The sequence below is a fragment of the Streptococcus pseudopneumoniae ATCC BAA-960 = CCUG 49455 genome, from assembly GCF_002087075.1.
Taxonomy (GTDB): domain Bacteria; phylum Bacillota; class Bacilli; order Lactobacillales; family Streptococcaceae; genus Streptococcus; species Streptococcus pseudopneumoniae.
In genome coordinates this window covers 21,686-43,458 of sequence record NZ_MWSM01000057.1, presented here as the reverse complement: position 1 = coordinate 43,458, position 21,773 = coordinate 21,686, and the positions used below count along the sequence as shown (strand labels likewise).

Here is a 21,773-nt window from a genome sequence, read left to right as displayed (position 1 = left end):
AATCTTAGGCAGATTTCTAACATTACACTCAAAGTGGAAGTCATTGAGCTTTCGAATGACAGTTGAAGTTGAGATGGAAAGCTGATGGTCAATATCAGTCATAGAAATCTTTTCAATTAACTTTTGAGCAATTTTTTGATTGATGATACGAGGGATTTGGTGATTCTTCTTGACGATAGAAGTTTCAGCGACCATCATTTTTGAACAGTGATAGCATTTGAATCGACGCTTTCTAAGGAGAATTCTAGTAGGCATACCAGTCGTTTCGAGGTAAGGAATTTTCGACGGTTTTTGAAAGTCATATTTCTTCATTTGACTTCCGCACTCAGGGCAAGATGGGGCGTCGTAGTCCAGTTTGGCGATGATTTCCTTGTGTGTATCCTTATTGATGATGTCTAGAATCTGGATATTAGGGTCTTTGATATCGAGTAGTTTTGTGATAAAATGTAATTGTTCCATATGATTCTTTCTAATGAGTTATTTTGTCGCTTTTCATTATAGGTCATATGGGACTTTTTTCTACACAAAATAGGCTCCATAATATCTATAGGGGATTTACCCACTACAAATATTATAGAGCCATAAGTCTTTGATTTTGAGACTAAGGAGAGTCAGGGTCAAAGTAGTGAATGATTCTGAAACCACTCATAATAGTCTCTTGAGAGGACAGATAAGAGTAACAAATATGGTGCTACTCATGTATCTTGTATTTTGATTTACAAACAGCGAAGAAAATATAGGAAGCTGAAATAAAATATAGATGAATCGATTTGGAGAGTCAACGCAATCTATGGCAATATTTTCGCAGCTAGGGGGAAACATTTTAATTTTAATGTACTAGGCGTCTTCTACAGTTAGCCAGAGTTTCAATTGTAGATGTTCTTTGAAATAATATCTTAGCGATTTATTGGTATTAGAAGATTTAGAGAAATTCTTTCTCAATAAATAAACATGGCGTCACCAAAACTGAAGAAGCGGTAGTGTTCTTGGATGGCATGGTGGTAGGCATCTAAGACTAATTCACGGCCTGCAAAGGCAGAAACCAACATGACCAGAGTTGATTTTGGCAGGTGGAAGTTGGTTGAGAAGGCATCCACGACCTTCCACTCATACCCAGGTTTGATAAAGATATTGGTCCAACCAGAATCTGCTTGGATTTGCCCCTCAAACTTGGAACCAATAGTTTCCAAGGTGCGGATAGAAGTGGTTCCGACAGCGATGACACGACCACCATTTTCCTTAACAGAGCGGAGAGTTGCAGCTGCTTCCTCAGAAAGTTGATAGAACTCTGAGTGCATTTCGTGTTCGTCTAGATTGTCCACAGAAACGGGTCTAAAGGTTCCGAGTCCGACATGAAGAGTCAGATAGACTAGATGAACACCCTTAGCTTGGATTTCTGCTAGCAGTTCTTTGGTGAAGTGAAGTCCAGCAGTTGGTGCAGCAGCTGAGCCGCTTTCCTTGGCGTAAACTGTTTGATAGCGTTCACGGTCATCCAGTTTTTCGTGGATATAAGGTGGCAGCGGCATTTCACCCAGACTTTCCAAAACTTCTAGGAAAATTCCGTGGTATTCGAAGCGGACAATGCGGCCTCCGTGGGTCAATTCTTCTGTAATGACAGCGCTGAGGCGACCATCACCAAAGCTGATACGAGTACCGACCTTGAGGCGTTTGGCAGGTTTAGCCAGAACTTCCCACTCATCTCCAGCAGTATTTTTGAGCAGGAGAAGTTCCACATGGCCTCCAGTTTCTTCCTTTTGACCATAGAGGCGGGCAGGGAGAACGCGGGTGTCGTTCATAACGAGGGCATCACCAGGTTCCAGCATATCAATAATGGAGTGGAAGTGTTTGTCCTGCATTTTTCCTGTCTCACGGTTGACGATGAGGAGTTTAGAGGCATCTCGTTTTTCAAGGGGTGTTTGGGCAATCAATTCCTCAGGTAAGTGGAAGTCAAAATCAGCTGTATTCATATATCTGTTCATTCTTTCTAAGTTCTAATCCTATCCATTATAACATGTTTCAAGTATAGACGCTCTTTTTTTAGAAATTAAATCGTTTTCACTTGACAAAAATTGGTCTATACCATATAATAAAAATAGATAGAAATGGAGGATGAAAAGATGAAAGTTATTAAAGTTGAAAACCAAATCGAAGGTGGAAAAGTTGCTTTTGAGATTTTGAAGGAAAAATTAGCCAATGGCGCTCAAACCTTAGGGCTTGCGACAGGAAGTAGTCCACTTGAATTTTATAAGGAAATTGTTGAAAGTGACCTCGATTTTTCAAATCTAACCAGTGTCAACCTTGATGAGTATGTAGGCCTTGATGGCGACAATCCACAGTCTTACCGTCACTTCATGCAAGAAAACTTGTTCAACCAAAAACCATTTAAAGAAAGTTTCTTGCCTCGTGGTGTTAAGGATCATGCTGAAGCTGAAGTTGAACGCTACAACCAAATTTTGGCTGACCATCCAGTTGACCTGCAAATCTTGGGAATCGGTCGCAATGGGCATATCGGCTTTAATGAGCCTGGTACTCCATTTGACAGTCAAACGCATCTAGTAGAACTTGACCAGTCTACTATTGAAGCCAATGCGCGCTTTTTTGACAAGATTGAAGACGTCCCAACCCAAGCTATTTCAATGGGGATTAAGAACATCTTGGATGCCAAGTCAATCCTTCTCTTTGCCTACGGTGAGTCGAAAGCAGAAGCCATTGCCGGAACAGTGTCTGGCCCAGTGACTGAGAATCTACCTGCAAGTAGTCTCCAAAATCACCCTGATGTGACCATTATTGCGGATGCTGAAGCGCTTAGCTTACTTGAAAAATAAAAAGCAATGTTCTATTGAACGCTTTCAACTCTTGTATAAATGTAAGAAAAAATCAAAATTAAACCGCATTTTTGCTTGACAATTATTCCTTTTACGTGTAGAATAAAATAGATATTGAACTTGAAGGGAGTGAAAAAAATGTCTAAAACAGTAGTACGTAAGAATGAATCTCTTGACGACGCACTTCGTCGTTTCAAACGTGCGGTTACTAAAGCTGGTACTCTTCAAGAAACACGCAAACGTGAATTCTATGAAAAACCTTCTGTAAAACGTAAACGTAAATCAGAAGCAGCTCGTAAACGTAAAAAATTCTAATTTGAAATGAAAGGCTGGAGAAATCTAGTCCTTTTTCTTTTAATACTCTTCGAAAATCTCTTCAAACCACGTCAACGTCTCCTTGCCGTAGATATGGTTACTGACTTCGTCAGTTTCATCTACAACCTCAAAGCAGTGCTTTGAGCTGACTTCGTCAGTTCCATCTACAACCTCAAAACGGTGTTTTGAGCAGCCTGTGGCTAGTTTCCTAGTTTGCTCTTTGATTTTCATTGAGTATAAATAAATACTCCAAAGCCTGCAAAAATCTGAAACTTCCTCCTACAATTTGATATAATAGAGAGAAGAACTCGATTGAAGGAGGAAATGATGTCGGTTTTAGTAAAAGAAGTGATTGAAAAGCTTAGACTAGACATTGTCTATGGCGAACCAGAATTGCTTGAAAAGGAAATCAATACAGCAGATATTACGCGACCTGGTCTTGAAATGACAGGTTATTTTGACTACTACACGCCAGAGCGGATTCAACTTTTGGGGATGAAGGAGTGGTCTTATCTGATCAGCATGCCTTCCAACAGCCGTTATGAAGTTTTGAAAAAAATGTTTCTACCTGAGACACCAGCGGTCATTGTTGCCCGTGGTTTGGTGGTTCCAGAGGAGATGTTAAAAGCAGCCAGAGAATGTAAGATTGCTATTTTAACCAGCCGTACAGCGACAAGTCGTTTATCTGGAGAGTTATCTAGCTATCTGGATTCTCGTTTGGCAGAACGTACCAGTGTTCATGGGGTTTTGATGGATATCTATGGGATGGGCGTCTTGATTCAGGGAGATAGTGGAATTGGTAAGAGTGAGACAGGTCTGGAACTTGTCAAACGTGGTCACCGCTTGGTAGCTGATGACCGGGTCGATATCTTTGCCAAGGATGAGATTACTCTTTGGGGTGAACCGGCTGAAATCTTGAGACACCTGATTGAAATTCGTGGGGTTGGGATTATCGATGTCATGAGCCTCTACGGTGCCAGTGCCGTCAAGGATTCTTCACAGGTTCAACTTGCTGTCTATTTGGAAAACTATGATACACATAAGACTTTTGATCGTCTTGGAAACAATGCAGAGGAAATAGAAATTTCTGGCGTAGCCATTCCTCGTATCCGCATTCCAGTTAAAACAGGTCGTAATATTTCTGTCGTGATTGAGGCAGCTGCCATGAATTATCGTGCCAAGGAAATGGGCTTTGATGCGACCCGTTTGTTCGAAGAACGACTGACAAGTCTCATCGCTCGAAATGAGGTGCCTAATGCTTGATCCAATTGCTATTCAACTAGGCCCTCTAGCCATTCGTTGGTATGCCTTGTGTATTGTTACAGGTTTGATTCTTGCGGTTTATTTGACCATGAAAGAAGCGCCTAGAAAGAAGATCATACCAGACGATATTTTAGATTTTATCTTGATAGCCTTTCCCTTGGCTATTTTAGGAGCTCGTCTCTACTATGTCATTTTCCGTTTTGATTATTATAGTCAGAATTTGGGAGAGATTTTTGCCATTTGGAATGGTGGTTTGGCCATTTACGGTGGTTTGATAACTGGGGCACTTGTACTCTATATCTTTGCTGATCGTAAACTCATTAACACTTGGGATTTTCTAGATATTGCGGCGCCTAGCGTCATGATTGCCCAAAGTTTGGGTCGCTGGGGCAATTTCTTTAACCAAGAAGCTTATGGTGCAGCAGTGGATAATTTGGATTATCTACCTGTCTTTATTCGTGACCAGATGTATATTGAGGGGAGCTACCGTCAGCCGACCTTTCTTTATGAGTCCCTATGGAATCTACTTGGATTTGCCTTGATTCTGATTTTTAGACGAAAATGGAAAAGTCTCAGACGAGGTCATATCACGGCCTTTTACTTGATTTGGTATGGTTTCGGTCGTATGGTCATCGAAGGCATGCGAACAGATAGTCTCATGTTCTTTGGCCTTCGAGTGTCTCAATGGCTATCAGTTGTCCTTATCGGACTGGGTATTTTTATCATTCTATATCAAAATCGAAAGAAGGCCCCTTACTATGTTACAGAGGAGGAAAACTAAATGTTAGAAGTTGCATATATTTTTGTTGCCCTTGCTTTGATTGTATTTTTAGTGTATCTAATCATTACTGTACAAAAGCTTGGCCGTGTTATCGATGAAACAGAGAAGACGATTAAAACCTTGACTTCAGATGTGGATGTGACCTTGCATCATACCAATGAATTGCTGTCTAAGATCAATGTCTTGGCAGATGATATTAATGTCAAGGTGGCAACGATTGATCCACTCTTTAGTGCTGTTGCAGATTTATCTCTATCTGTTTCAGACCTCAATGACCATGCGCGTGTCTTGAGCAAGAAAGCTTCATCAGCTGGTTCAAAAACACTCAAGACTGGGGCAAGTTTATCAGCTCTTCGTCTTGCAAGTAAATTTTTAAAAAAATAAAAAAGGAGAATCCTTATGGGTAAATTATCCTCAATCCTTTTAGGAACCGTTTCAGGTGCAGCTCTTGCCTTGTTTTTAACAAGCGACAAGGGCAAACAAGTTTGCAGTCAGGCTCAAGATTTTCTGGATGATTTGAGAGAAAATCCAGAGTATGCCAAGGAGCAGGTCTGTGAAAAACTGACAGAAGTCAAGGAGCAGGCTACAGATTTTGTTCTTAAAACCAAAGAACAGGTTGAGTCGGGTGAAATCACTGTGGACAGCGTCCTTGCTCAAGCCAAATCATGTGCTCGTCAAGCGACAGAAGTATCAAAATATCGATTCAATAATCTCAAAGAGCAATGGCAAGAAAAGGCCGAAATTCTTGATGAATCAGAAGAGATTGTGATTGATATCAAAGAAGAAAAAATCTAGATTTGATGAGACTGGGCAAAAACTCAATTCTAGGAGAAAATGAAGTAGATCTTCCCATAATCAAACGCATAGTATCAAGGTTTTTCAAGGCCTGATATTATGCGTTTTTTGATTTTCATTGAGTATTATGGTATAATGGCAGTGTTGAAAGTGAAATATTTACATTTTTTATATTGTACTGATATTTTATTAATATTAAGCAATTCATTTTTTTATGATTAGAAATCAATGTGGTAGTTTATAATCAAGCAGAGGAAAAGTTCTAAAATTTTAGTCAAGAAAGGGTTTAGTATTTTGTCAAGGGAAAATAGTAGAACTCTCTATTTTGTAAAAAATAGCTAGAAAGAAAGTTGGTAAAATGAAAGATATTTTTAATAAACGTCAATGTTTTTCGATTCGAAAGTTTTCTGTTGGAGTGGCTTCTGTATTAATAGGCATTGCTTTGTTTACACCATCCCAGGGAGTACTTGCTTCTACGGAAAATTCTCCATCTTCTGTGGATAAAAGAGAAGAAGTTCAACCTATACTAGATAATCAAAATAATCCTTCTTCTGAGTTAGATACCAGAGATGTTCCAATAGGATCTACAAGGACTACAGAACCCGTCAGATCTGGGAATAAGGAAAATAATAGCTTGACCACAAGGGATTTCGTGGCGGGTGAAGACAGATCAAGCACTCCAGCGGTGAGAGCAGCATCAAATCCTTCCGAGGTTAAAAAGTATGAATTAACTGATGAGTATGCTAAGCAAATAAAAGCAGGAGTAATCGGTTCAGAAGGTAATAAGCTTGATAGTTTATTGTTAAACGGCTCTAAGTTAAGTCCAGAAGCCTATACAGATGATGATTACTTGAAGGATAAAGAAGAACTTTATATTTATGAAAAAGGTGGGAAAAAGTATGTAGGTTATAATAGTCATCCCTTATTAGAAGATACTGATGGTGATGGTATTATTGACAGTAAAGAAAAGCCAGATGAAAAATTAAAATGGAATGTAAGTGAGCGCGATATGATTATGTTCATGGAATTATCCTACCGTGATGATAATTATATTGATAGAGTGCTGGATCATAAGAGACCCTTAACAGAGTCAGAGTTATATAAAAAGAATGGTGACAGTAAACCACGTTATGAGTATATGATGATGAATAAGGAATTGGGGCCTTATTGGGAAAGGAAGAAAAGTTACCATACCTCCAGTGGACTAGATGCTGTCTTGTATGAAACGAAGAGTGATTTCTTATATTTACCAAATGGAACTGCACAAGTATTAGCCTTTCGTGGAACAAGTGATGCGAAAGATATAGGAGCTGATATAACACTTGGATTAGGAAGCAATCCTCAACAAGGGATAGATGCAGAAAATATTATGCATGAACTAGCTAAAGATAAGAGTATTACTAATCTTTATTTGACAGGTCATTCTTTAGGAGGATATTTAGTACAACGGGCAATGGTTGAAGCTTATCAGTTGGCATATTCTGACAGCAGAGTCATGTCTCCTAAAGAACAGTTGGTTTATAGAAACGTTTATAATAATGTATTAAAAAAAGGCACAACCTTTAATGCTCCAAAAGTTGTGACCAATTTGCTTTCCAGTCGTGAATTTTGGCAAAAAGGTTTAGATAGCAAAAAAATAGCCAAGTCTGGTAAAATGACTCATTATATTGTTGATAATGATTTGGCGATAAGAAAAGGCGTCAGCAATGATAGTGATGTTGTTATAAATGTTGGACGAACCAGTGGAGGTCACAGTTCACGTTCTTATTTTGAAGCTGATATGATTAATAGACGATCAGAGTTTATATCTGGGAAACGAATTTCCTTAGATGGGACAGGTTATCAAGATAAAAACATTGCAACAGTTAAATCTGTAGAAAAAGTTGGAGAAACTGTTGTATATAGTAAACGCGGAGATGACATCATTAAGTCAATAACTGTGAGTATGAAAGATCTCGATACAGGACAGATTACTAACAATACAATTGATGAAGTGTTTAAGAAAGATGGAGCCAAATCTACAGTTGTCGTTACCCAACTTGAGCCAAGTGTACGTTATGAAAAAGATGCCACAAGAGCTAAAGGTGAAGCTAATGTAACAACAACTGGTACTTCAGGTACTAGTACAGTAACAACAACTTATAGTGTAAATCCTAACACTGGAGATCTGATTGAACATGTAGGACAACCAGTAGTTAAGCAACCGGCAATAGAAACAGTTGTCAAAGTCGCAGCCAAGGATGAAGTAGAATACATTAAAAAAGGAGACGACGTTGTTAAGAAGACAACAAGCTACACAGTAAACTCAAAAACTGGCAGCCTTACTTCGACTAAGAAGGAAGAAGTAGTCAATAAAGGTGGCGCGAAGGATATAGTTGAGTATAATTCAGTTGAACCCAAAACAGTTTATTTAAAAGATGAAAACAGTCCAAAAGGTACTGATACCGTTCAATTTCTAGGGAGATCAGGAAAATCTAAAGTCACCACAACCTATAGCGTAAATCCAGTAAATGGAGCCCTAACTCCAACAAAAGGGGGATCAGAAGTCGTAACTCTACCAATAGCTAGAGTTGTAAAAGTAGGAGCTAAGGATAAAGTAGACGTAGAAACAATCCCATCTCCAGTAAAATACGAAAAAGATGCTAGTCGAGAAAAAGGCCAAGCCAATATTACTGTCCCAGGAAAAGACGGAAGTAAGACAACCACCACGACTTACACAGTAAATCCAGACAATGGGGAAGTTACTCCAAATGAAGGAAATCCAGTAATAGTAAATCCAACAGAAACAATCGTTAAAGTCGCGGCTAAGGATCAAGTAGTAGAAACGCCAATTGAGCCCACAGTGGTTTATGAAAGAGATGACACTCGTGACTTTGGTACACCAGACAAGCCTAGAAAAGGAGCAAAAGGAAAATCTGTAACGACTACAAGGTATGACGTTAATCCAAATAATGGAACAGTCACAGAACAGGTTGGTAAGCCAGTGGTCACCCCAGCTGGTAAAACAATAGTTAAGGTTGGAGCTAAAACTAAGGTTGAGAGTAGCAAGGATGACCAAGGTCGTGAAGTTATCAACACTACAACTTATGAAGTTGATCCAAAAACAGGTAAGGTAACTTCTACAATAGTAACTACTTACGGGACAAGGAAAGAACTAACGATTGAGAAGATGGTAGTACCATCTCCAGTAGTTTACGAAAAAGATGATACGAAAGAAAAAGGTACAGTCCCAACTACTGTTAAAGGTGAAGATGGTGAAGACACTATCACAACAACTTACACTGTGGACACTAATACTGGAAAGATTACAGCAAGTGAAGGTAAACCAGTTCGTACGAAAGAACCAACGAATACAGTCGTCAAAGTCGCAGCCAAGGACAAAGTAGAAAAAACAGAAATCTCATCACCTAAGAAATATGTGAAAGATGATACACGCGACAAAAATCAACCAAATGTGGAAGAAGCAGGCCAAGCAGGTTCAAGTACTATCACAACAACATATAGTGTTGATTCTACTACAGGCGCTATTACAGAAACAGTAGGAAAACCAGTAGTAGTAAATCCAACAGCAACAATAGTCAAAGTCGCAGCCAAGGACAAAATAGTAGAAACACCAATTGAACCTGAAGTTGAATATGTTAGAGATGGTGAACGAGAAGTTGACACACCTAATGAACGTATTGAAGGAGCTAAAGGTAAAACAGTTACTACAACCACTTACGATGTAGATTCAAAGGACGGTCATATCACAGAACACGTTGGCACCCCAGTCGTCACCCCAGCAGGTAAGACAATCGTTAAAGTAGGAGCTAAAACTAAGGTTGAACAATCTAAAGATTCTGAAGGTCGTGATGTGATTGAGACCACTACCTATGAAGTTAATCCAAAAACAGGTAAGATAACTCCAACAACCGTGCTAACTTATGGGAAAACGAAAGAACCAACGAATACAGTCGTCAAAGTCGCAGCCAAGGACAAAGTAGTAGAAACCCCGATTGAACCTGAAGTTGAATATGTTAGAGATGGTGAACGAGAAGTTGACACACCTAATGAACGTATTGAAGGAGCTAAAGGTAAAACAGTTACTACAACCACTTATGATGTAGACTCAAAGGACGGTCATATCACAGAACACATTGCTAATAATATAACAACACCAGCTAAGGTAACACCAGGTAAAGTCACTCCAGCAACTCCAGTCACACCTGCTACTAATGGAGGTTCTGATCAAGATACACCTGCACCAACAACTCCAATTCCAGATGCAGTTACTCCGAATGAAAATCATGAAGATACTACAGATGCTAGTGATAGTGATAACGGAGCTAAATCAAATGATTCTCAAAATGTATTGCCAAATACAGGAACAGAATCAAATGCGACTCTTGCATCTCTAGAACTTCTTGGTCTGCTAGGCGGTCTCGGACTTGCTCTTGGAAAGAAAAAAGAAGACTAAAAATTTAGTCAAATGAACATTCATTCTTTTGTATTGTAAAGACAAACTAGATTGGTTCTGGGAATCGTGTTCGTCATAAAATAAAAAGAATGTTTAGATAAAGAAAGCGAACAATGCTAGGATTTTGTTAAAGGGAATTCTAAGTATTGTTCGCTTTTGTGGTATAATAAGTACTATGCAGAAAAAACCAACGTCAGCCTATGTGCACATCCCATTTTGTACCCAGATTTGTTATTATTGTGATTTTTCAAAAGTTTTTATTAAGAATCAGCCAGTCGACAGTTATTTAGAGCATCTGTTAGAAGAGTTTCGTTCTTATGATATTCAAAAGTTGCGGACCCTCTACATTGGTGGTGGGACACCAACAGCCTTGTCAGCTCCGCAACTGGAGGTGTTATTGAAGGGCTTGACTAAAAACTTGGACTTGTCTGCCTTGGAAGAGTTGACCATTGAAGCCAATCCAGGCGACTTGGAAGCGGATAAGATTGCTGTTTTGAAAAACTCGGCTGTCAATCGTGTTTCGCTAGGCGTGCAGACCTTTGACGACAAGATGCTGAAAAAGATTGGGCGCAGTCATTTGGAGAAGGATATTTATGAAAATATCGACCGCCTGAAATTGGCTGGTTTTGACAACATCTCCATTGATTTGATTTATGCGCTGCCTGGTCAGACCATGGAGCAGGTCCAGGAAAATGTGGCTAAGGCCATTGGACTGGATATTCCCCACATGAGTTTGTATAGCTTGATTTTGGAAAATCATACGGTCTTTATGAACCGTATGCGACGAGGGAAATTGCCTCTGCCTAAGGAGGAACTGGAAGCGGAGATGTTTGAGTACATCATCACTGAGCTTGAGCGAGCAGGCTTTGAGCATTATGAGATTTCTAATTTCTCCAAACCTGGTTTTGAAAGTCGCCACAATCTTATGTACTGGGACAATGCTGAATACTATGGCATCGGTGCTGGAGCATCTGGTTATGTCAATGGTATTCGATATAAAAATCATGGTCCCATTCGCCATTATCTTAATGCGGTTGAGGAAGGCAATGCTCGTATCACAGAGGAGTACCTGAGTCAAAAAGAGCAAATGGAAGAAGAAATGTTCCTGGGACTCCGCAAGAAATCAGGAGTCTCCATGGCGCGATTTGAGGAAAAATTTGGACGGTCTTTTGATGGACTTTATGGAGAAATTGTCAGAGACTTGGTTCAACAGGGTCTCATGCAAATAGACGGTGACCGAGTTCGCATGACAAAAAGAGGTCTCTTCTTAGGAGACACCGTAGCAGAACGATTTATTTTGGAGTAGGATGATGGGCTTAACTTATCAAATGAACATGAAAATTCCTTTTGATATGGCTGACATGAACGGTCATATCAAACTTCCAGATGTGATTTTGCTGTCCCTACAAGTTTCAGGGATGCAGTCGATTGAACTGGGAGTTAGTGATAAGGCCATTTTAGAAGATCATAATCTGGTCTGGATTATCACAGAATACGATATTGAGGTGGTTCGTTTGCCTCGTTTTGGGGAAGAAATCACCATCGAAACGGAAGCTTTGAGCTACAATCGGCTCTTTTGCTACCGTCGCTTTACCATTTATGATGAAGCAGGTCAGGAACTCATCCACATGATGGCGACTTTTGTTCTCATGGACCGCGACAGTCGAAAAGTCCATGCTGTTGAACCTGAGATTGTGGCTCCTTACCAGTCTGATTTTGATAAAAAACTTATCCGTGGACCGAAGTATGAGTCCTTGGAAAAGCCGATCAGCAAGGATTACCATGTTCGTTTTTACGACTTGGATATGAATGGTCATGTCAATAACAGTAAATACTTGGACTGGATTTTTGAGGTCATGGGAGCGGATTTTTTGACCCACTATATTCCCAAGAAAATCAACCTCAAGTATGTCAAGGAAGTTCGACCAGGTGGGGTAATCATATCGTCTGTTGAACGGACTGGACTGGAAAGCAAGCATGAAATTACAAGCGACGGGGCTACCAATGCACAGGCTATTATTACTTGGCAAGAAATAAAAAAGGCTTAGGGAGAAATAGATGAAATATAAAGGCTATTTAATTGATTTAGACGGAACCATTTATAAGGGCAAAGACAGAATCCCAGCAGGAGAGGCTTTTGTCCATGAATTGCAAAAGCGAGACATCCCCTATCTCTTTGTGACCAACAATACAACCCGTACTCCTGAGAGTGTTCAAGAAATGTTGGCTCAGAATTTTAATATCGATACGCCTCTATCGACTGTCTACACAGCGACTTTGGCAACTATCGACTATATGAATGACTTGGGACTGGAAAAGACTGTCTATGTTATCGGAGAATCAGGGCTCAAGGAAGCCATCAAGGCGGCTGGCTATGTGGAAGACAAGGAAAATCCTGCCTATGTGGTAGTAGGTCTGGACTGGCAAGTCGACTATGAAAAATTTGCCACAGCAACTCTAGCTATCCAAAAGGGAGCTCATTTTATCGGAACCAATCCTGACCTCAATATCCCGACAGAGCGCGGTCTTTTGCCTGGTGCTGGTTCACTGATTACCCTGCTTGAAGTAGCAACACGAGTGAAGCCTGTTTATATTGGAAAACCAAATGCCATCATTATGGACAAGGCGGTTGAGCACTTAGGTTTGGAACGTGAAGAGTTGATCATGGTTGGGGACAATTATCTGACTGATATTCGGGCTGGGATTGACAATGGCATTCCAACGCTCTTGGTGACGACAGGTTTTACCAAGGCAGAAGAAGTAGCAGACCTGCCAATCGCACCGACTCATGTGGTTTCTAGCCTTGCGGAGTGGAACTTTGATGAAAACTAAATTAACCTTTTGGAGCTCTATGCTCTTTCTCCTCTCTCTTTTTATCCTTCTGACCATTTATCTGGCTTGGATTTTTTATCCGCTGGAAATCAAGTGGTTGAACTTAACGGATCGAGTTTATCTAAAACCAGAAACCATTCAGTACAACTTTCATATCTTGATGAATTACCTGACCAATCCTTTTAGTCAGGTCCTAGAGATGCCAGATTTTCGTTCGTCAGCAGCTGGTCTGCACCACTTTGAGGTGGTCAAGAACCTCTTTCACTTGGTTCAGCTAGTAGCTCTAGTGACACTTCCAAGTTTCTATTTCTTTGTCAATAAGATTGTAAAAAAGGGCTTTTTATCTTTATTTAGTAAAGGGCTCCTGACCCTAGTGGTTTTTCCTTTGCTGATTGGTCTTGGGGGAGTTTTGATTGGTTTTGACCAATTCTTTACTCTTTTCCATCAAATTCTCTTTGTGGGAGATGATACCTGGCTTTTTGACCCAGCCAAGGATCCAGTGATTCTGATTTTGCCAGAGACCTTCTTCCTTCATGCCTTCCTCCTCTTTTTTGCCCTATATGAAAGCTTCTTTGGCTATCTTTATCTGAAAAGTCGTAGGAAGTGAAATGAAAGCTGTTTTTAATTTACGTATATAAAAATGCATATTGTTTGAAACCATGGTTAAGAAGGAATTAATCAAATTCAAACAAAGGCAATCGTTCGCGAACAGTCTATTTTTCTTGAAAAAATAGGCTTTTTTTCTAAAAATCTCTAGTCAAGCGCTTTATTTTTTTGTATAATAGAAGTAGCAAAGTATAGATAAGAAGAGAAAAGCATGATTACACTATTTCTATCACCGAGCTGTACATCATGTCGTAAGGCTAAGGCCTGGTTAGAAAAACATAAGGTTCCCTTTGTGGAACACAATATTATGACCAGTCCTTTAACAAGAAAAGAATTGCAACACATCCTTTCCTTGACCGAAAATGGTACTGATGACATCATTTCAACTCGTTCAAAAATTTTTCAAAAATTGAATATTGATGTAGAGAGTATTTCGGTATCGGAATTGCTTCATTTGATTGAGCAGTATCCTAGTCTTTTGCGTCGTCCAATTATTATTGATGCCAAGCGCATGCAAATCGGTTTTAATGAAGATGAGATTCGTGCTTTTCTCCCTCGTAGTTACCGTAAGCAAGAACTAAAAGAAGCAAGAATGAGAGCTGGTATTAGTTAATGAACAAACAGTATAGTTACCCACTAGATTTGTCGTGGAGCACTGAAGAACTTGCTTCAGTGCTTTCTTTTTTTAATGATGTTGAAGCTGCCTATGAAGGCAAGGTAGAGGCTAAAAAGTTACTGGACTCCTATAAGCGATTCAAGGCGGTTGTGCCAAGAAAGAGTGAAGAAAAACGTTTGGGACGAGAATTTGAAACAGTCAGTGGCTATTCGCTTTACCGAGCAGTTCAGGCGGCTAAGGAAAAAGGGGAAGGAAAGATTTCTCTTGGAAAGTAAATTTGAATTTGCTAAAGAGCTAATTAAGAAAGCGGGTCAGTACATCCTTGACCACATGCAGGAAGACTTGCGTGTTGAGACCAAGTCCTCTCCAACAGATTTGGTGACCAGACTGGACAAGGAAGTTCAGGAACTCTTGGTTGGTGAGATTTTGTCCCGTTATCCTGAGGATAAGATTTGTGCTGAAGAAGGGTGTCTGCGAGCTTCAGTTCAAGAGGGCAAGGTTTGGGTCATTGATCCCATTGATGGGACCAATAATTTTGTAGCCCAGCAGGAAGATTTTGCTGTTATGATGGCTTATTTTGAAAATGGTCAGGGACAGTTTGGCCTAATTTATGATGTGGTCAAAGGGGATTGTTACCACGGTGGTGGGGTCTTTCCAGTTTGTCGAAATAATAAGCCCCTAGCTCCCTTTAAACCAAAACCACTTGGAGATTTTCTCATTGCAGGAAATAGTGGTATGCTAGAAACCAATGAATGGGGACTAGCTGATTTGAGTCGAGCCGTCCTCGGTGTTCGTGTCTATGGGAGTGCGGCCATTAGTTTTGCCAAGATTTTGTCAGGGCGTTTGTTGACCTATGTCACTTATCTGCAACCATGGGATTATGCTGCGGCTAGTATTTTAGGGGAAAGTCTGGGCTATCGGGTGGTGACCCTATCTGGTCAACCGCTTGATTTTCAAACCAGACAACCGGTCATGATGCTACCTCTTGAGATGCAGGAGGAAATTCAGTCCTATATTTACGAAAGGAAAAGAACTTAAATGCAATTTCCAGAAGGATTTGTTGAAAAATATGAAGAGATACTAGGAGATGAGGCAAGAGATTTTCTTGCCTCTTTTGAGGAGGAAGCGGTTTCGGCCTTTCGGGTCAATCCTTTAAAAGAAGCGCAACTTTCCTTTTCTGATACCATTCCTCAAACTCCTTGGGGACATTATGGGAAGGTTTCAGGGAAATCGCCTGAGCATGCTACTGGTTTAGTTTATTCGCAAGAACCTGCTGCTCAGATGGTTGCTCAGGTAGCCCAGCCCAGTCCTGGTATGAAGGTCTTGGACTTGGCAGCTGCACCGGGAGGTAAATCAACTCAACTAGCAGCCTATCTAGCTGGAGAGGGCCTTCTCGTCTCCAATGAAATTTCAAGCAAACGGGCTAAGATTTTAGTAGAAAACATGGAGCGCTTTGGAGCGACAAATGTTGTGGTGACCAATGAATCTGCTGACCGCTTGGCCAAGGTCTTTAAAGGCTATTTTGACCTCATTGTCCTTGATGCCCCTTGCTCTGGTGAAGGAATGTTTCGTAAGCAACCAGATGCTATGAACTATTGGAGCTTAGAGTATCCGAGTCAATGTGCTAGCTTGCAAAGAGAAATTTTAGCAGATGCAGTAACCATGCTAGCTGAAGGTGGTCGTCTGGTTTATTCAACCTGTACCTGGGCACCCGAGGAAAACGAAGAGATTGTTAAGTGGTTGCTGGAAGAGTATGATTTTGATTTGTTGCCAGTAGAGCATATCAATGGAATGGTAGCTGGTATTGACCTGCCAGAAACGGCTCGGATGTACCCTCATCAGTTTAAGGGAGAGGGTCAGTTTGTAGCCCATCTACAGTTTAAGGGTAACAATCCAACTCCTAAATGTAAGGCAAGTAAGAGCAATCTTGGTCGAGAACAAGTTGCCTTGTGGCAAGAATTTGCCCAAAACCATTTGAAGGTCAATCTACCGGGAATCTTGCAGACTTTTGGGGACCAACTCTATCTCTTACCAGAACTCTTGCCAGATTTAGGTAAGCTCAAGATTGCTCGCAATGGACTACATCTGGGCACTTTTAAGAAGAAACGCTTTGAGCCCAGTTTTGCTCTTGGTCTAGCCTTGAAACCGAGTCAGGTCGAACAATCGGTTGAAATTGGCCAAGAAGCGTTTGTCAAGTATGTGGCTGGAGAAACTGTTCAGCTGGCAGAAAGTCTGCCAAATGGTTGGTACCAAGTTTTGGTTAAAGGCAATGGCTTGGGCTTTGCAAAGGTTACTGGAAATGTTTTGAAAAATTATTTTCCAAAAGGCCTCAGATTCAAGTGAAAATGCTAGTCAAATATCTTATTCTATGTTATAGTGAAAGTATGGATTTTTTTAGTAGGATGATTCTTGATATCTTGATTGCCATCACATGTAGTTTTACTACTCAATGAAAATCAAAGAGCAAACTAGGAAGCTAGCCATAGATAGCTCAAAATACTGTTTTGAGGTTGCAAATAGGACTGACGGAGTCAGTTACAAAGCATTGCTTTAAAGTTGTAGATAGGACTGACCAAATAGGTACATACCTATAACAAGGCAAGGCTGACCTGGTTTGAAGAGATTTTCAAAGAGTACAAGAAGTTTAGTTATTAGCGTTCTTACCGCTTGTAAACTAGATTTCCCATAAAATAGAATCTTTTCCTTTTAGTTGTAAACTAGTCTGGGAGAGTAGAGAGGTTTGAGATACCTTTCTAGCTTTTGGATTATCATCTAAGGAGAGTAACCTTTTCCTTGCATTAAAAAGGGGAAAAAGAGACACGAAATGACTATAATGGGTGACAATGGGGGAAGGGATAGACAAGAGATTTTATCCACATATGAAAAAAGGAGGTTAGAAAAGAGTAATATAGCCTATATTATATAAATAATCAATTGCGCAGAAATTTGGTAAGAATTCATGCGTCAACTCATAAAGAACTACTTAAAAAATTCACAGTATTCATAATTATTTTCGAGGAGAAAAACAGTGAAAAAAAGAAAAAAGCTTGCTCTGTCTCTTATCGCTTTTTGGCTGACGGCTTGTTTAGTAGGCTGTGCTAGCTGGATTGATCGTGGAGAATCCATAACGGCTGTTGGCTCAACTGCCTTGCAACCCTTGGTTGAAGTAGCGGCAGATGAATTTGGCACGATCCATGTTGGAAAAACGGTCAATGTCCAAGGGGGAGGTTCTGGTACAGGCTTGTCCCAGGTTCAGTCTGGGGCAGTTGATATAGGAAACTCAGATGTATTTGCTGAGGAAAAAGACGGAATTGATGCTTCTGCTCTTGTTGACCACAAGGTCGCGGTAGCTGGCTTGGCTCTGATTGCCAATAAGGAGGTTGATGTTGATAACCTAACGACAGAGCAACTTCGTCAAATCTTCATAGGTGAGGTAACCAATTGGAAAGAGGTTGGTGGTAAGGACTTACCCATCTCTGTTATCAATCGGGCAGCCGGCTCTGGCTCTCGTGCTACCTTTGATACTGTCATTATGGAAGGTCAGTCTGCCATGCAAAGTCAGGAGCAGGATTCAAATGGAGCGGTAAAATCAATCGTATCAAAAAGTCCAGGAGCTATCTCTTATTTATCTCTTACCTATATAGATGATTCGGTCAAAAGCATGAAGTTGAATGGTTATGACTTAAGTCCAGAAAATATAAGTAGCAATAATTGGCCCTTGTGGTCTTATGAGCATATGTATACATTGGGGCAGCCCAATGAGTTAGCTGCAGAATTTCTCAATTTTGTTCTCTCGGATGAGACCCAAGAAGGGATTGTCAAAGGATTGAAGTATATTCCGATTAAGGAAATGAAGGTTGAAAAAGATGCTGCCGGAACTGTGACAGTGTTGGAAGGGAGACAATAATGAATCAAGAAGAATTAGCTAAGAAAATGTTGCTTCCATCAAAGAATTCTCGTCTGGAGAAATTAGGAAAAGGTTTGACCTTTGCCTGTCTTTCTTTGATAGTCATCCTTGTGGCCATGATTTTGGTTTTCGTAGCGCAAAAAGGCTTGTCGACCTTCTTTGTCAATGGTGTGAATATCTTTGACTTTCTTTTGGGAGGAACTTGGAATCCTTCTAGTAAAGAATTTGGTGCCCTTCCTATGATTTTGGGTTCCTTTATCGTTACCATTCTCTCAGCCCTTATCGCAACACCCTTTGCTATTGGTGCAGCAGTTTTTATGACCGAAGTATCACCAAAAGGGGCGAAGATTTTGCAACCAGCTATTGAACTCCTGGTTGGGATTCCTTCAGTAGTGTACGGATTTATTGGCTTGCAAGTCGTCGTTCCCTTTGTTCGCAGTGTCTTTGGTGGGACTGGTTTTGGGATTTTGTCAGGGATTTCCGTCCTCTTTGTCATGATTTTGCCGACCGTAACCTTTATGACAACGGATAGCTTGCGTGCGGTTCCTCGTTATTATCGTGAGGCCAGTTTCGCTATGGGAGCCACTCGCTGGCAGACTATCTGGCGTGTGATCTTGAAGGCGGCCCGTTCTGGTATTTTCACTGCAGTGGTCTTTGGGATGGCGCGTGCCTTTGGTGAGGCTCTAGCTATCCAGATGGTTGTCGGAAACTCAGCTGTTATCCCAACTTCCTTGACCACACCAGCTGCAACTTTAACTTCTATATTAACTATGGGAATTGGGAACACTGTCATGGGAACTGTAAATAATAATGTTCTCTGGTCACTGGCCTTGGTACTGCTCTTGATGAGTTTAGTTTTTAACAGTGTGATTAAATTGATTACGAAAGAAAGAGGAAAGAAAAATTATGCGCGCTAAGAAATTAGATAAACTTGCAACAGCTGTCCTCTATACGATTGCTAGCATCATTGTGACAATCTTGGCTTCCTTGATTCTCTATATCTTGGTTCGGGGCTTGCCCCATATCTCTTGGTCTTTCTTGACTGGAAGGTCTTCTGCTTTTCAAGCAGGTGGTGGGATTGGCATTCAGCTTTACAATTCCTTTTTCCTATTGGTCATTACTTTGATTATTTCTGTACCTCTTTCTATGGGAGCTGGGATTTACTTGGCTGAGTATGCTAAAAAAGGTCCTGTTACCAACTTTGTGCGGACTTGTATTGAAATCTTGTCCTCTTTACCATCAGTGGTGGTGGGTCTCTTTGGTTACTTGATCTTTGTAGTCCAGTTTGAGTATGGATTTTCAATCATTTCAGGTGCCTTGGCCTTGACAGTCTTTAACTTGCCTCAGATGACGCGTAATGTAGAGGATAGTTTGAAACATGTTCACCATACCCAACGTGAGGCTGGTCTGGCTCTTGGGATTTCTCGTTGGGAGACAGTGGTTCATGTTGTTATTCCAGAAGCGCTTCCAGGTATTGTAACGGGTGTCGTCTTGGCATCTGGTCGTATCTTTGGCGAAGCTGCAGCTCTGATTTATACAGCAGGGCAATCGGCGCCAGCTCTTGACTGGTCTAACTGGAATATCCTCAGTGTGACTAGCCCCATCTCTATCTTCCGTCAAGCAGAAACCTTGGCTGTCCATATCTGGAAAGTCAATAGTGAAGGCACTATTCCAGATGGAACTATTGTATCAGCAGGTTCTGCCGCTGTGCTCCTAATCTTTATCCTGATTTTTAACTTTGGAGCTCGTAAGTTCGGAAACTATCTACACAAGAAATTAACCGCTGTCTAAAGGAGAAGCCATGTCAACATATAACTGGGATGAGAAGCATATCCTTACCTTTCCTGAAGAAAAAGTAGCCCTTTCTACTAAGGATGTCCATGTTTACTATGGTAAAAATGAATCCATTAAGGGGATTGATATGCAATTTGAAAGAAATAAAATTACAGCTTTGATTGGTCCGTCGGGATCGGGGAAATCTACCTACTTACGCAGTCTCAATCGCATGAATGATACTATTGATATTGCTAAAGTAACTGGGCAGATTCTCTATCGTGGAATTGATGTCAACCGTCCAGAAATCAACGTTTATGAAATGCGTAAACACATTGGAATGGTTTTTCAACGCCCTAATCCATTTGCTAAGTCAATTTACCGTAATATTACCTTTGCGCATGAACGTGCTGGAGTTAAGGATAAGCAAGTCCTAGATGAAATCGTAGAAACCTCCCTTCGTCAGGCTGCCCTCTGGGATCAGGTTAAAGACGATCTCCACAAGTCAGCCTTGACCTTATCAGGTGGTCAGCAACAACGTCTCTGTATTGCTCGTGCCATCTCTGTTAAGCCAGATATCCTCTTAATGGATGAGCCAGCCTCAGCCTTGGATCCGATTGCGACCATGCAACTAGAAGAGACCATGTTTGAGCTCAAGAAAGACTTTACCATCATCATTGTAACGCATAATATGCAGCAGGCTGCTCGTGCAAGTGACTATACAGGCTTCTTTTACTTGGGTGATTTGATTGAGTATGACAAAACTGCAACTATTTTCCAAAATGCCAAGCTACAGTCCACCAATGACTATGTATCTGGTCACTTTGGTTAGAAAGGAAACCGTATGACAGATGCGATTTTACAGGTATCAGACCTGTCCGTTTATTATAATAAAAAGAAGGCTTTGAATAGTGTTTCCCTATCTTTCCAACCTAAGGAAATTACAGCCTTGATTGGTCCATCTGGATCAGGGAAGTCAACCCTCCTCAAGTCTCTCAACCGCATGGGAGATCTCAATCCAGAGGTGACCACAACTGGATCCGTGGTGTACAATGGTCACAACATCTACAGTCCGCGTACAGATACGGTTGAATTACGTAAGGAAATCGGAATGGTTTTCCAACAACCTAATCCTTTCCCTATGACTATCTATGAGAATGTTGTCTACGGGCTTCGTATCAATGGAATTAAGGATAAGCTGGTTCTGGATGAAGCCGTAGAAAAAGCCTTGCAAGGTGCCTCTATCTGGGATGAGGTCAAGGATCGTCTACATGATTCAGCTATTGGATTGTCAGGTGGTCAACAGCAGCGTGTCTGTGTGGCCCGTGTCTTGGCAACCAGTCCTAAAATCATCCTCTTGGATGAGCCAACTTCGGCTTTGGATCCGATTTCAGCTGGTAAAATTGAGGAAACCTTGTATGGTCTAAAAGACAAGTACACCATGCTTCTGGTAACCCGTTCCATGCAACAAGCTTCACGTATCTCTGATAAGACAGGATTTTTCCTAGATGGAGATTTGATTGAATTTAATGATACCAAGCAGATGTTCCTTGATCCCCAACACAAGGAAACGGAAGACTATATTACAGGAAAATTTGGATAAG

23 protein-coding genes are annotated in these 21,773 nt (G+C 40.8%); 20 read left to right on the top strand and 3 right to left on the bottom strand.

Going from position 1 to position 21,773, the window contains the following annotated elements; all coding sequences use genetic code 11:
- A partial coding sequence (locus B4W83_RS10700) for a transposase family protein (protein WP_142246449.1) occupies positions 1–459 on the bottom strand: 459 nt, incomplete at its 3' end.
- A gap of 479 nt (positions 460–938) precedes the next feature.
- Positions 939–1,967: a tRNA preQ1(34) S-adenosylmethionine ribosyltransferase-isomerase QueA gene (gene queA, locus B4W83_RS10695; RefSeq protein ID WP_001090168.1), complete on the bottom strand. Its 1,029-nt coding sequence runs from the start codon at positions 1,965–1,967 to the stop codon at positions 939–941.
- A gap of 150 nt (positions 1,968–2,117) precedes the next feature.
- Here queA and B4W83_RS10690 point away from each other — a divergent pair, with 150 nt between their 5' ends.
- Positions 2,118–2,825, top strand: a complete 708-nt coding sequence (locus B4W83_RS10690; RefSeq protein ID WP_000864588.1) for a glucosamine-6-phosphate deaminase — start codon at positions 2,118–2,120, stop codon at positions 2,823–2,825.
- Positions 2,826–2,963: 138 nt separating this feature from the next.
- Positions 2,964–3,140: a 30S ribosomal protein S21 gene (gene rpsU / locus B4W83_RS10685; protein WP_000048054.1), complete on the top strand. Its 177-nt coding sequence runs from the start codon at positions 2,964–2,966 to the stop codon at positions 3,138–3,140.
- A gap of 39 nt (positions 3,141–3,179) precedes the next feature.
- Here rpsU and B4W83_RS13565 read toward each other — a convergent pair whose 3' ends face one another.
- A complete protein-coding gene (locus B4W83_RS13565; RefSeq protein ID WP_000693406.1) occupies positions 3,180–3,371 on the bottom strand; it encodes a hypothetical protein in 192 nt (63 codons plus the stop codon).
- Positions 3,372–3,467: 96 nt separating this feature from the next.
- Between B4W83_RS13565 and hprK the strand changes: the two genes are divergently transcribed.
- The 18 genes from hprK (at position 3,468) to pstB (B4W83_RS10585) (ending at position 21,772) form a co-directional block, all read left to right on the top strand.
- Entirely contained in the window at positions 3,468–4,403 is a 936-nt protein-coding gene (hprK, locus tag B4W83_RS10675; RefSeq protein ID WP_000115147.1) for an HPr(Ser) kinase/phosphatase, read from the top strand.
- Positions 4,396–5,184: a prolipoprotein diacylglyceryl transferase gene (lgt, locus tag B4W83_RS10670; RefSeq protein WP_000886657.1), complete on the top strand. Its 789-nt coding sequence runs from the start codon at positions 4,396–4,398 to the stop codon at positions 5,182–5,184. The genes hprK and lgt overlap by 8 nt, the downstream gene beginning before the upstream one ends.
- Entirely contained in the window at positions 5,185–5,568 is a 384-nt protein-coding gene (locus tag B4W83_RS10665) for a DUF948 domain-containing protein (protein ID WP_000895020.1), read from the top strand.
- Between the two features lie 15 nt (positions 5,569–5,583).
- Positions 5,584–5,979, top strand: a complete 396-nt coding sequence (locus B4W83_RS10660) for a YtxH domain-containing protein (protein ID WP_000517395.1) — start codon at positions 5,584–5,586, stop codon at positions 5,977–5,979.
- A gap of 358 nt (positions 5,980–6,337) precedes the next feature.
- Complete coding sequence (locus B4W83_RS10655; protein WP_000651639.1) at positions 6,338–10,435, top strand: G5 domain-containing protein; 4,098 nt, start codon at positions 6,338–6,340, stop codon at positions 10,433–10,435.
- Between the two features lie 175 nt (positions 10,436–10,610).
- Complete coding sequence (gene hemW / locus B4W83_RS10650) at positions 10,611–11,741, top strand: radical SAM family heme chaperone HemW (protein WP_001170091.1); 1,131 nt, start codon at positions 10,611–10,613, stop codon at positions 11,739–11,741.
- 4 nt (positions 11,742–11,745) lie between these two features.
- A complete protein-coding gene (locus B4W83_RS10645; protein ID WP_000524808.1) occupies positions 11,746–12,483 on the top strand; it encodes an acyl-[acyl-carrier-protein] thioesterase in 738 nt (245 codons plus the stop codon).
- A gap of 10 nt (positions 12,484–12,493) precedes the next feature.
- Positions 12,494–13,267, top strand: a complete 774-nt coding sequence (locus tag B4W83_RS10640; protein WP_000875447.1) for a TIGR01457 family HAD-type hydrolase — start codon at positions 12,494–12,496, stop codon at positions 13,265–13,267.
- Positions 13,257–13,874 carry a TIGR01906 family membrane protein gene (locus B4W83_RS10635; protein WP_000850638.1) on the top strand — a complete coding sequence of 206 codons (618 nt, stop codon included), beginning with the start codon at positions 13,257–13,259 and terminating at the stop codon, positions 13,872–13,874. Before B4W83_RS10640 ends, B4W83_RS10635 begins: the two co-directional genes overlap by 11 nt.
- 210 nt (positions 13,875–14,084) lie before the next feature.
- The gene (locus B4W83_RS10630) at positions 14,085–14,486 is read left to right on the top strand and encodes a Spx/MgsR family RNA polymerase-binding regulatory protein (RefSeq protein ID WP_000631259.1); all 402 of its coding nucleotides are present in this window, start codon (positions 14,085–14,087) and stop codon (positions 14,484–14,486) included.
- Positions 14,486–14,764 (top strand): UPF0223 family protein, encoded by a 279-nt coding sequence (locus B4W83_RS10625; RefSeq protein WP_001041980.1) that lies wholly within the window; start codon positions 14,486–14,488, stop codon positions 14,762–14,764. Before B4W83_RS10630 ends, B4W83_RS10625 begins: the two co-directional genes overlap by 1 nt.
- A complete protein-coding gene (locus B4W83_RS10620) occupies positions 14,754–15,527 on the top strand; it encodes an inositol monophosphatase family protein (RefSeq protein WP_000444027.1) in 774 nt (257 codons plus the stop codon). Before B4W83_RS10625 ends, B4W83_RS10620 begins: the two co-directional genes overlap by 11 nt.
- A complete protein-coding gene (locus B4W83_RS10615) occupies positions 15,528–16,832 on the top strand; it encodes an RsmF rRNA methyltransferase first C-terminal domain-containing protein (RefSeq protein ID WP_001160256.1) in 1,305 nt (434 codons plus the stop codon).
- A gap of 685 nt (positions 16,833–17,517) precedes the next feature.
- Positions 17,518–18,396, top strand: a complete 879-nt coding sequence (pstS, locus tag B4W83_RS10605; RefSeq protein WP_000746334.1) for a phosphate ABC transporter substrate-binding protein PstS — start codon at positions 17,518–17,520, stop codon at positions 18,394–18,396.
- The gene (gene pstC, locus B4W83_RS10600) at positions 18,396–19,313 is read left to right on the top strand and encodes a phosphate ABC transporter permease subunit PstC (protein WP_001070908.1); all 918 of its coding nucleotides are present in this window, start codon (positions 18,396–18,398) and stop codon (positions 19,311–19,313) included. Before pstS ends, pstC begins: the two co-directional genes overlap by 1 nt.
- The gene (gene pstA, locus B4W83_RS10595; RefSeq protein ID WP_001201787.1) at positions 19,303–20,187 is read left to right on the top strand and encodes a phosphate ABC transporter permease PstA; all 885 of its coding nucleotides are present in this window, start codon (positions 19,303–19,305) and stop codon (positions 20,185–20,187) included. Before pstC ends, pstA begins: the two co-directional genes overlap by 11 nt.
- Before the next feature lie 10 nt (positions 20,188–20,197).
- Positions 20,198–21,001 (top strand): phosphate ABC transporter ATP-binding protein PstB, encoded by an 804-nt coding sequence (gene pstB / locus B4W83_RS10590; RefSeq protein WP_000109215.1) that lies wholly within the window; start codon positions 20,198–20,200, stop codon positions 20,999–21,001.
- Positions 21,002–21,013: 12 nt separating this feature from the next.
- Positions 21,014–21,772 (top strand): phosphate ABC transporter ATP-binding protein PstB, encoded by a 759-nt coding sequence (gene pstB / locus B4W83_RS10585; RefSeq protein ID WP_000128635.1) that lies wholly within the window; start codon positions 21,014–21,016, stop codon positions 21,770–21,772.
- Position 21,773: the final 1 nt, after the last annotated feature.

Excerpts from the sequence above, each read along its gene's own strand:
- queA (WP_001090168.1), bottom strand. The coding sequence starts at position 1,967 with ATGAATACAGCTGATTTTGACTTCCACTTACCTGAGGAATTGATTGCC.
- B4W83_RS10690 (WP_000864588.1), top strand. The coding sequence starts at position 2,118 with ATGAAAGTTATTAAAGTTGAAAACCAAATCGAAGGTGGAAAAGTTGCT.
- rpsU (WP_000048054.1), top strand. The coding sequence starts at position 2,964 with ATGTCTAAAACAGTAGTACGTAAGAATGAATCTCTTGACGACGCACTT.
- B4W83_RS13565 (WP_000693406.1), bottom strand. The coding sequence starts at position 3,371 with ATGAAAATCAAAGAGCAAACTAGGAAACTAGCCACAGGCTGCTCAAAA.
- hprK (WP_000115147.1), top strand. The coding sequence starts at position 3,468 with ATGTCGGTTTTAGTAAAAGAAGTGATTGAAAAGCTTAGACTAGACATT.
- lgt (WP_000886657.1), top strand. The coding sequence starts at position 4,396 with ATGCTTGATCCAATTGCTATTCAACTAGGCCCTCTAGCCATTCGTTGG.
- B4W83_RS10665 (WP_000895020.1), top strand. The coding sequence starts at position 5,185 with ATGTTAGAAGTTGCATATATTTTTGTTGCCCTTGCTTTGATTGTATTT.
- B4W83_RS10660 (WP_000517395.1), top strand. The coding sequence starts at position 5,584 with ATGGGTAAATTATCCTCAATCCTTTTAGGAACCGTTTCAGGTGCAGCT.
- B4W83_RS10655 (WP_000651639.1), top strand. The coding sequence starts at position 6,338 with ATGAAAGATATTTTTAATAAACGTCAATGTTTTTCGATTCGAAAGTTT.
- hemW (WP_001170091.1), top strand. The coding sequence starts at position 10,611 with ATGCAGAAAAAACCAACGTCAGCCTATGTGCACATCCCATTTTGTACC.
- B4W83_RS10645 (WP_000524808.1), top strand. The coding sequence starts at position 11,746 with ATGGGCTTAACTTATCAAATGAACATGAAAATTCCTTTTGATATGGCT.
- B4W83_RS10640 (WP_000875447.1), top strand. The coding sequence starts at position 12,494 with ATGAAATATAAAGGCTATTTAATTGATTTAGACGGAACCATTTATAAG.
- B4W83_RS10635 (WP_000850638.1), top strand. The coding sequence starts at position 13,257 with ATGAAAACTAAATTAACCTTTTGGAGCTCTATGCTCTTTCTCCTCTCT.
- B4W83_RS10630 (WP_000631259.1), top strand. The coding sequence starts at position 14,085 with ATGATTACACTATTTCTATCACCGAGCTGTACATCATGTCGTAAGGCT.
- B4W83_RS10625 (WP_001041980.1), top strand. The coding sequence starts at position 14,486 with ATGAACAAACAGTATAGTTACCCACTAGATTTGTCGTGGAGCACTGAA.
- B4W83_RS10615 (WP_001160256.1), top strand. The coding sequence starts at position 15,528 with ATGCAATTTCCAGAAGGATTTGTTGAAAAATATGAAGAGATACTAGGA.
- pstC (WP_001070908.1), top strand. The coding sequence starts at position 18,396 with ATGAATCAAGAAGAATTAGCTAAGAAAATGTTGCTTCCATCAAAGAAT.
- pstA (WP_001201787.1), top strand. The coding sequence starts at position 19,303 with ATGCGCGCTAAGAAATTAGATAAACTTGCAACAGCTGTCCTCTATACG.
- pstB (WP_000109215.1), top strand. The coding sequence starts at position 20,198 with ATGTCAACATATAACTGGGATGAGAAGCATATCCTTACCTTTCCTGAA.
- pstB (WP_000128635.1), top strand. The coding sequence starts at position 21,014 with ATGACAGATGCGATTTTACAGGTATCAGACCTGTCCGTTTATTATAAT.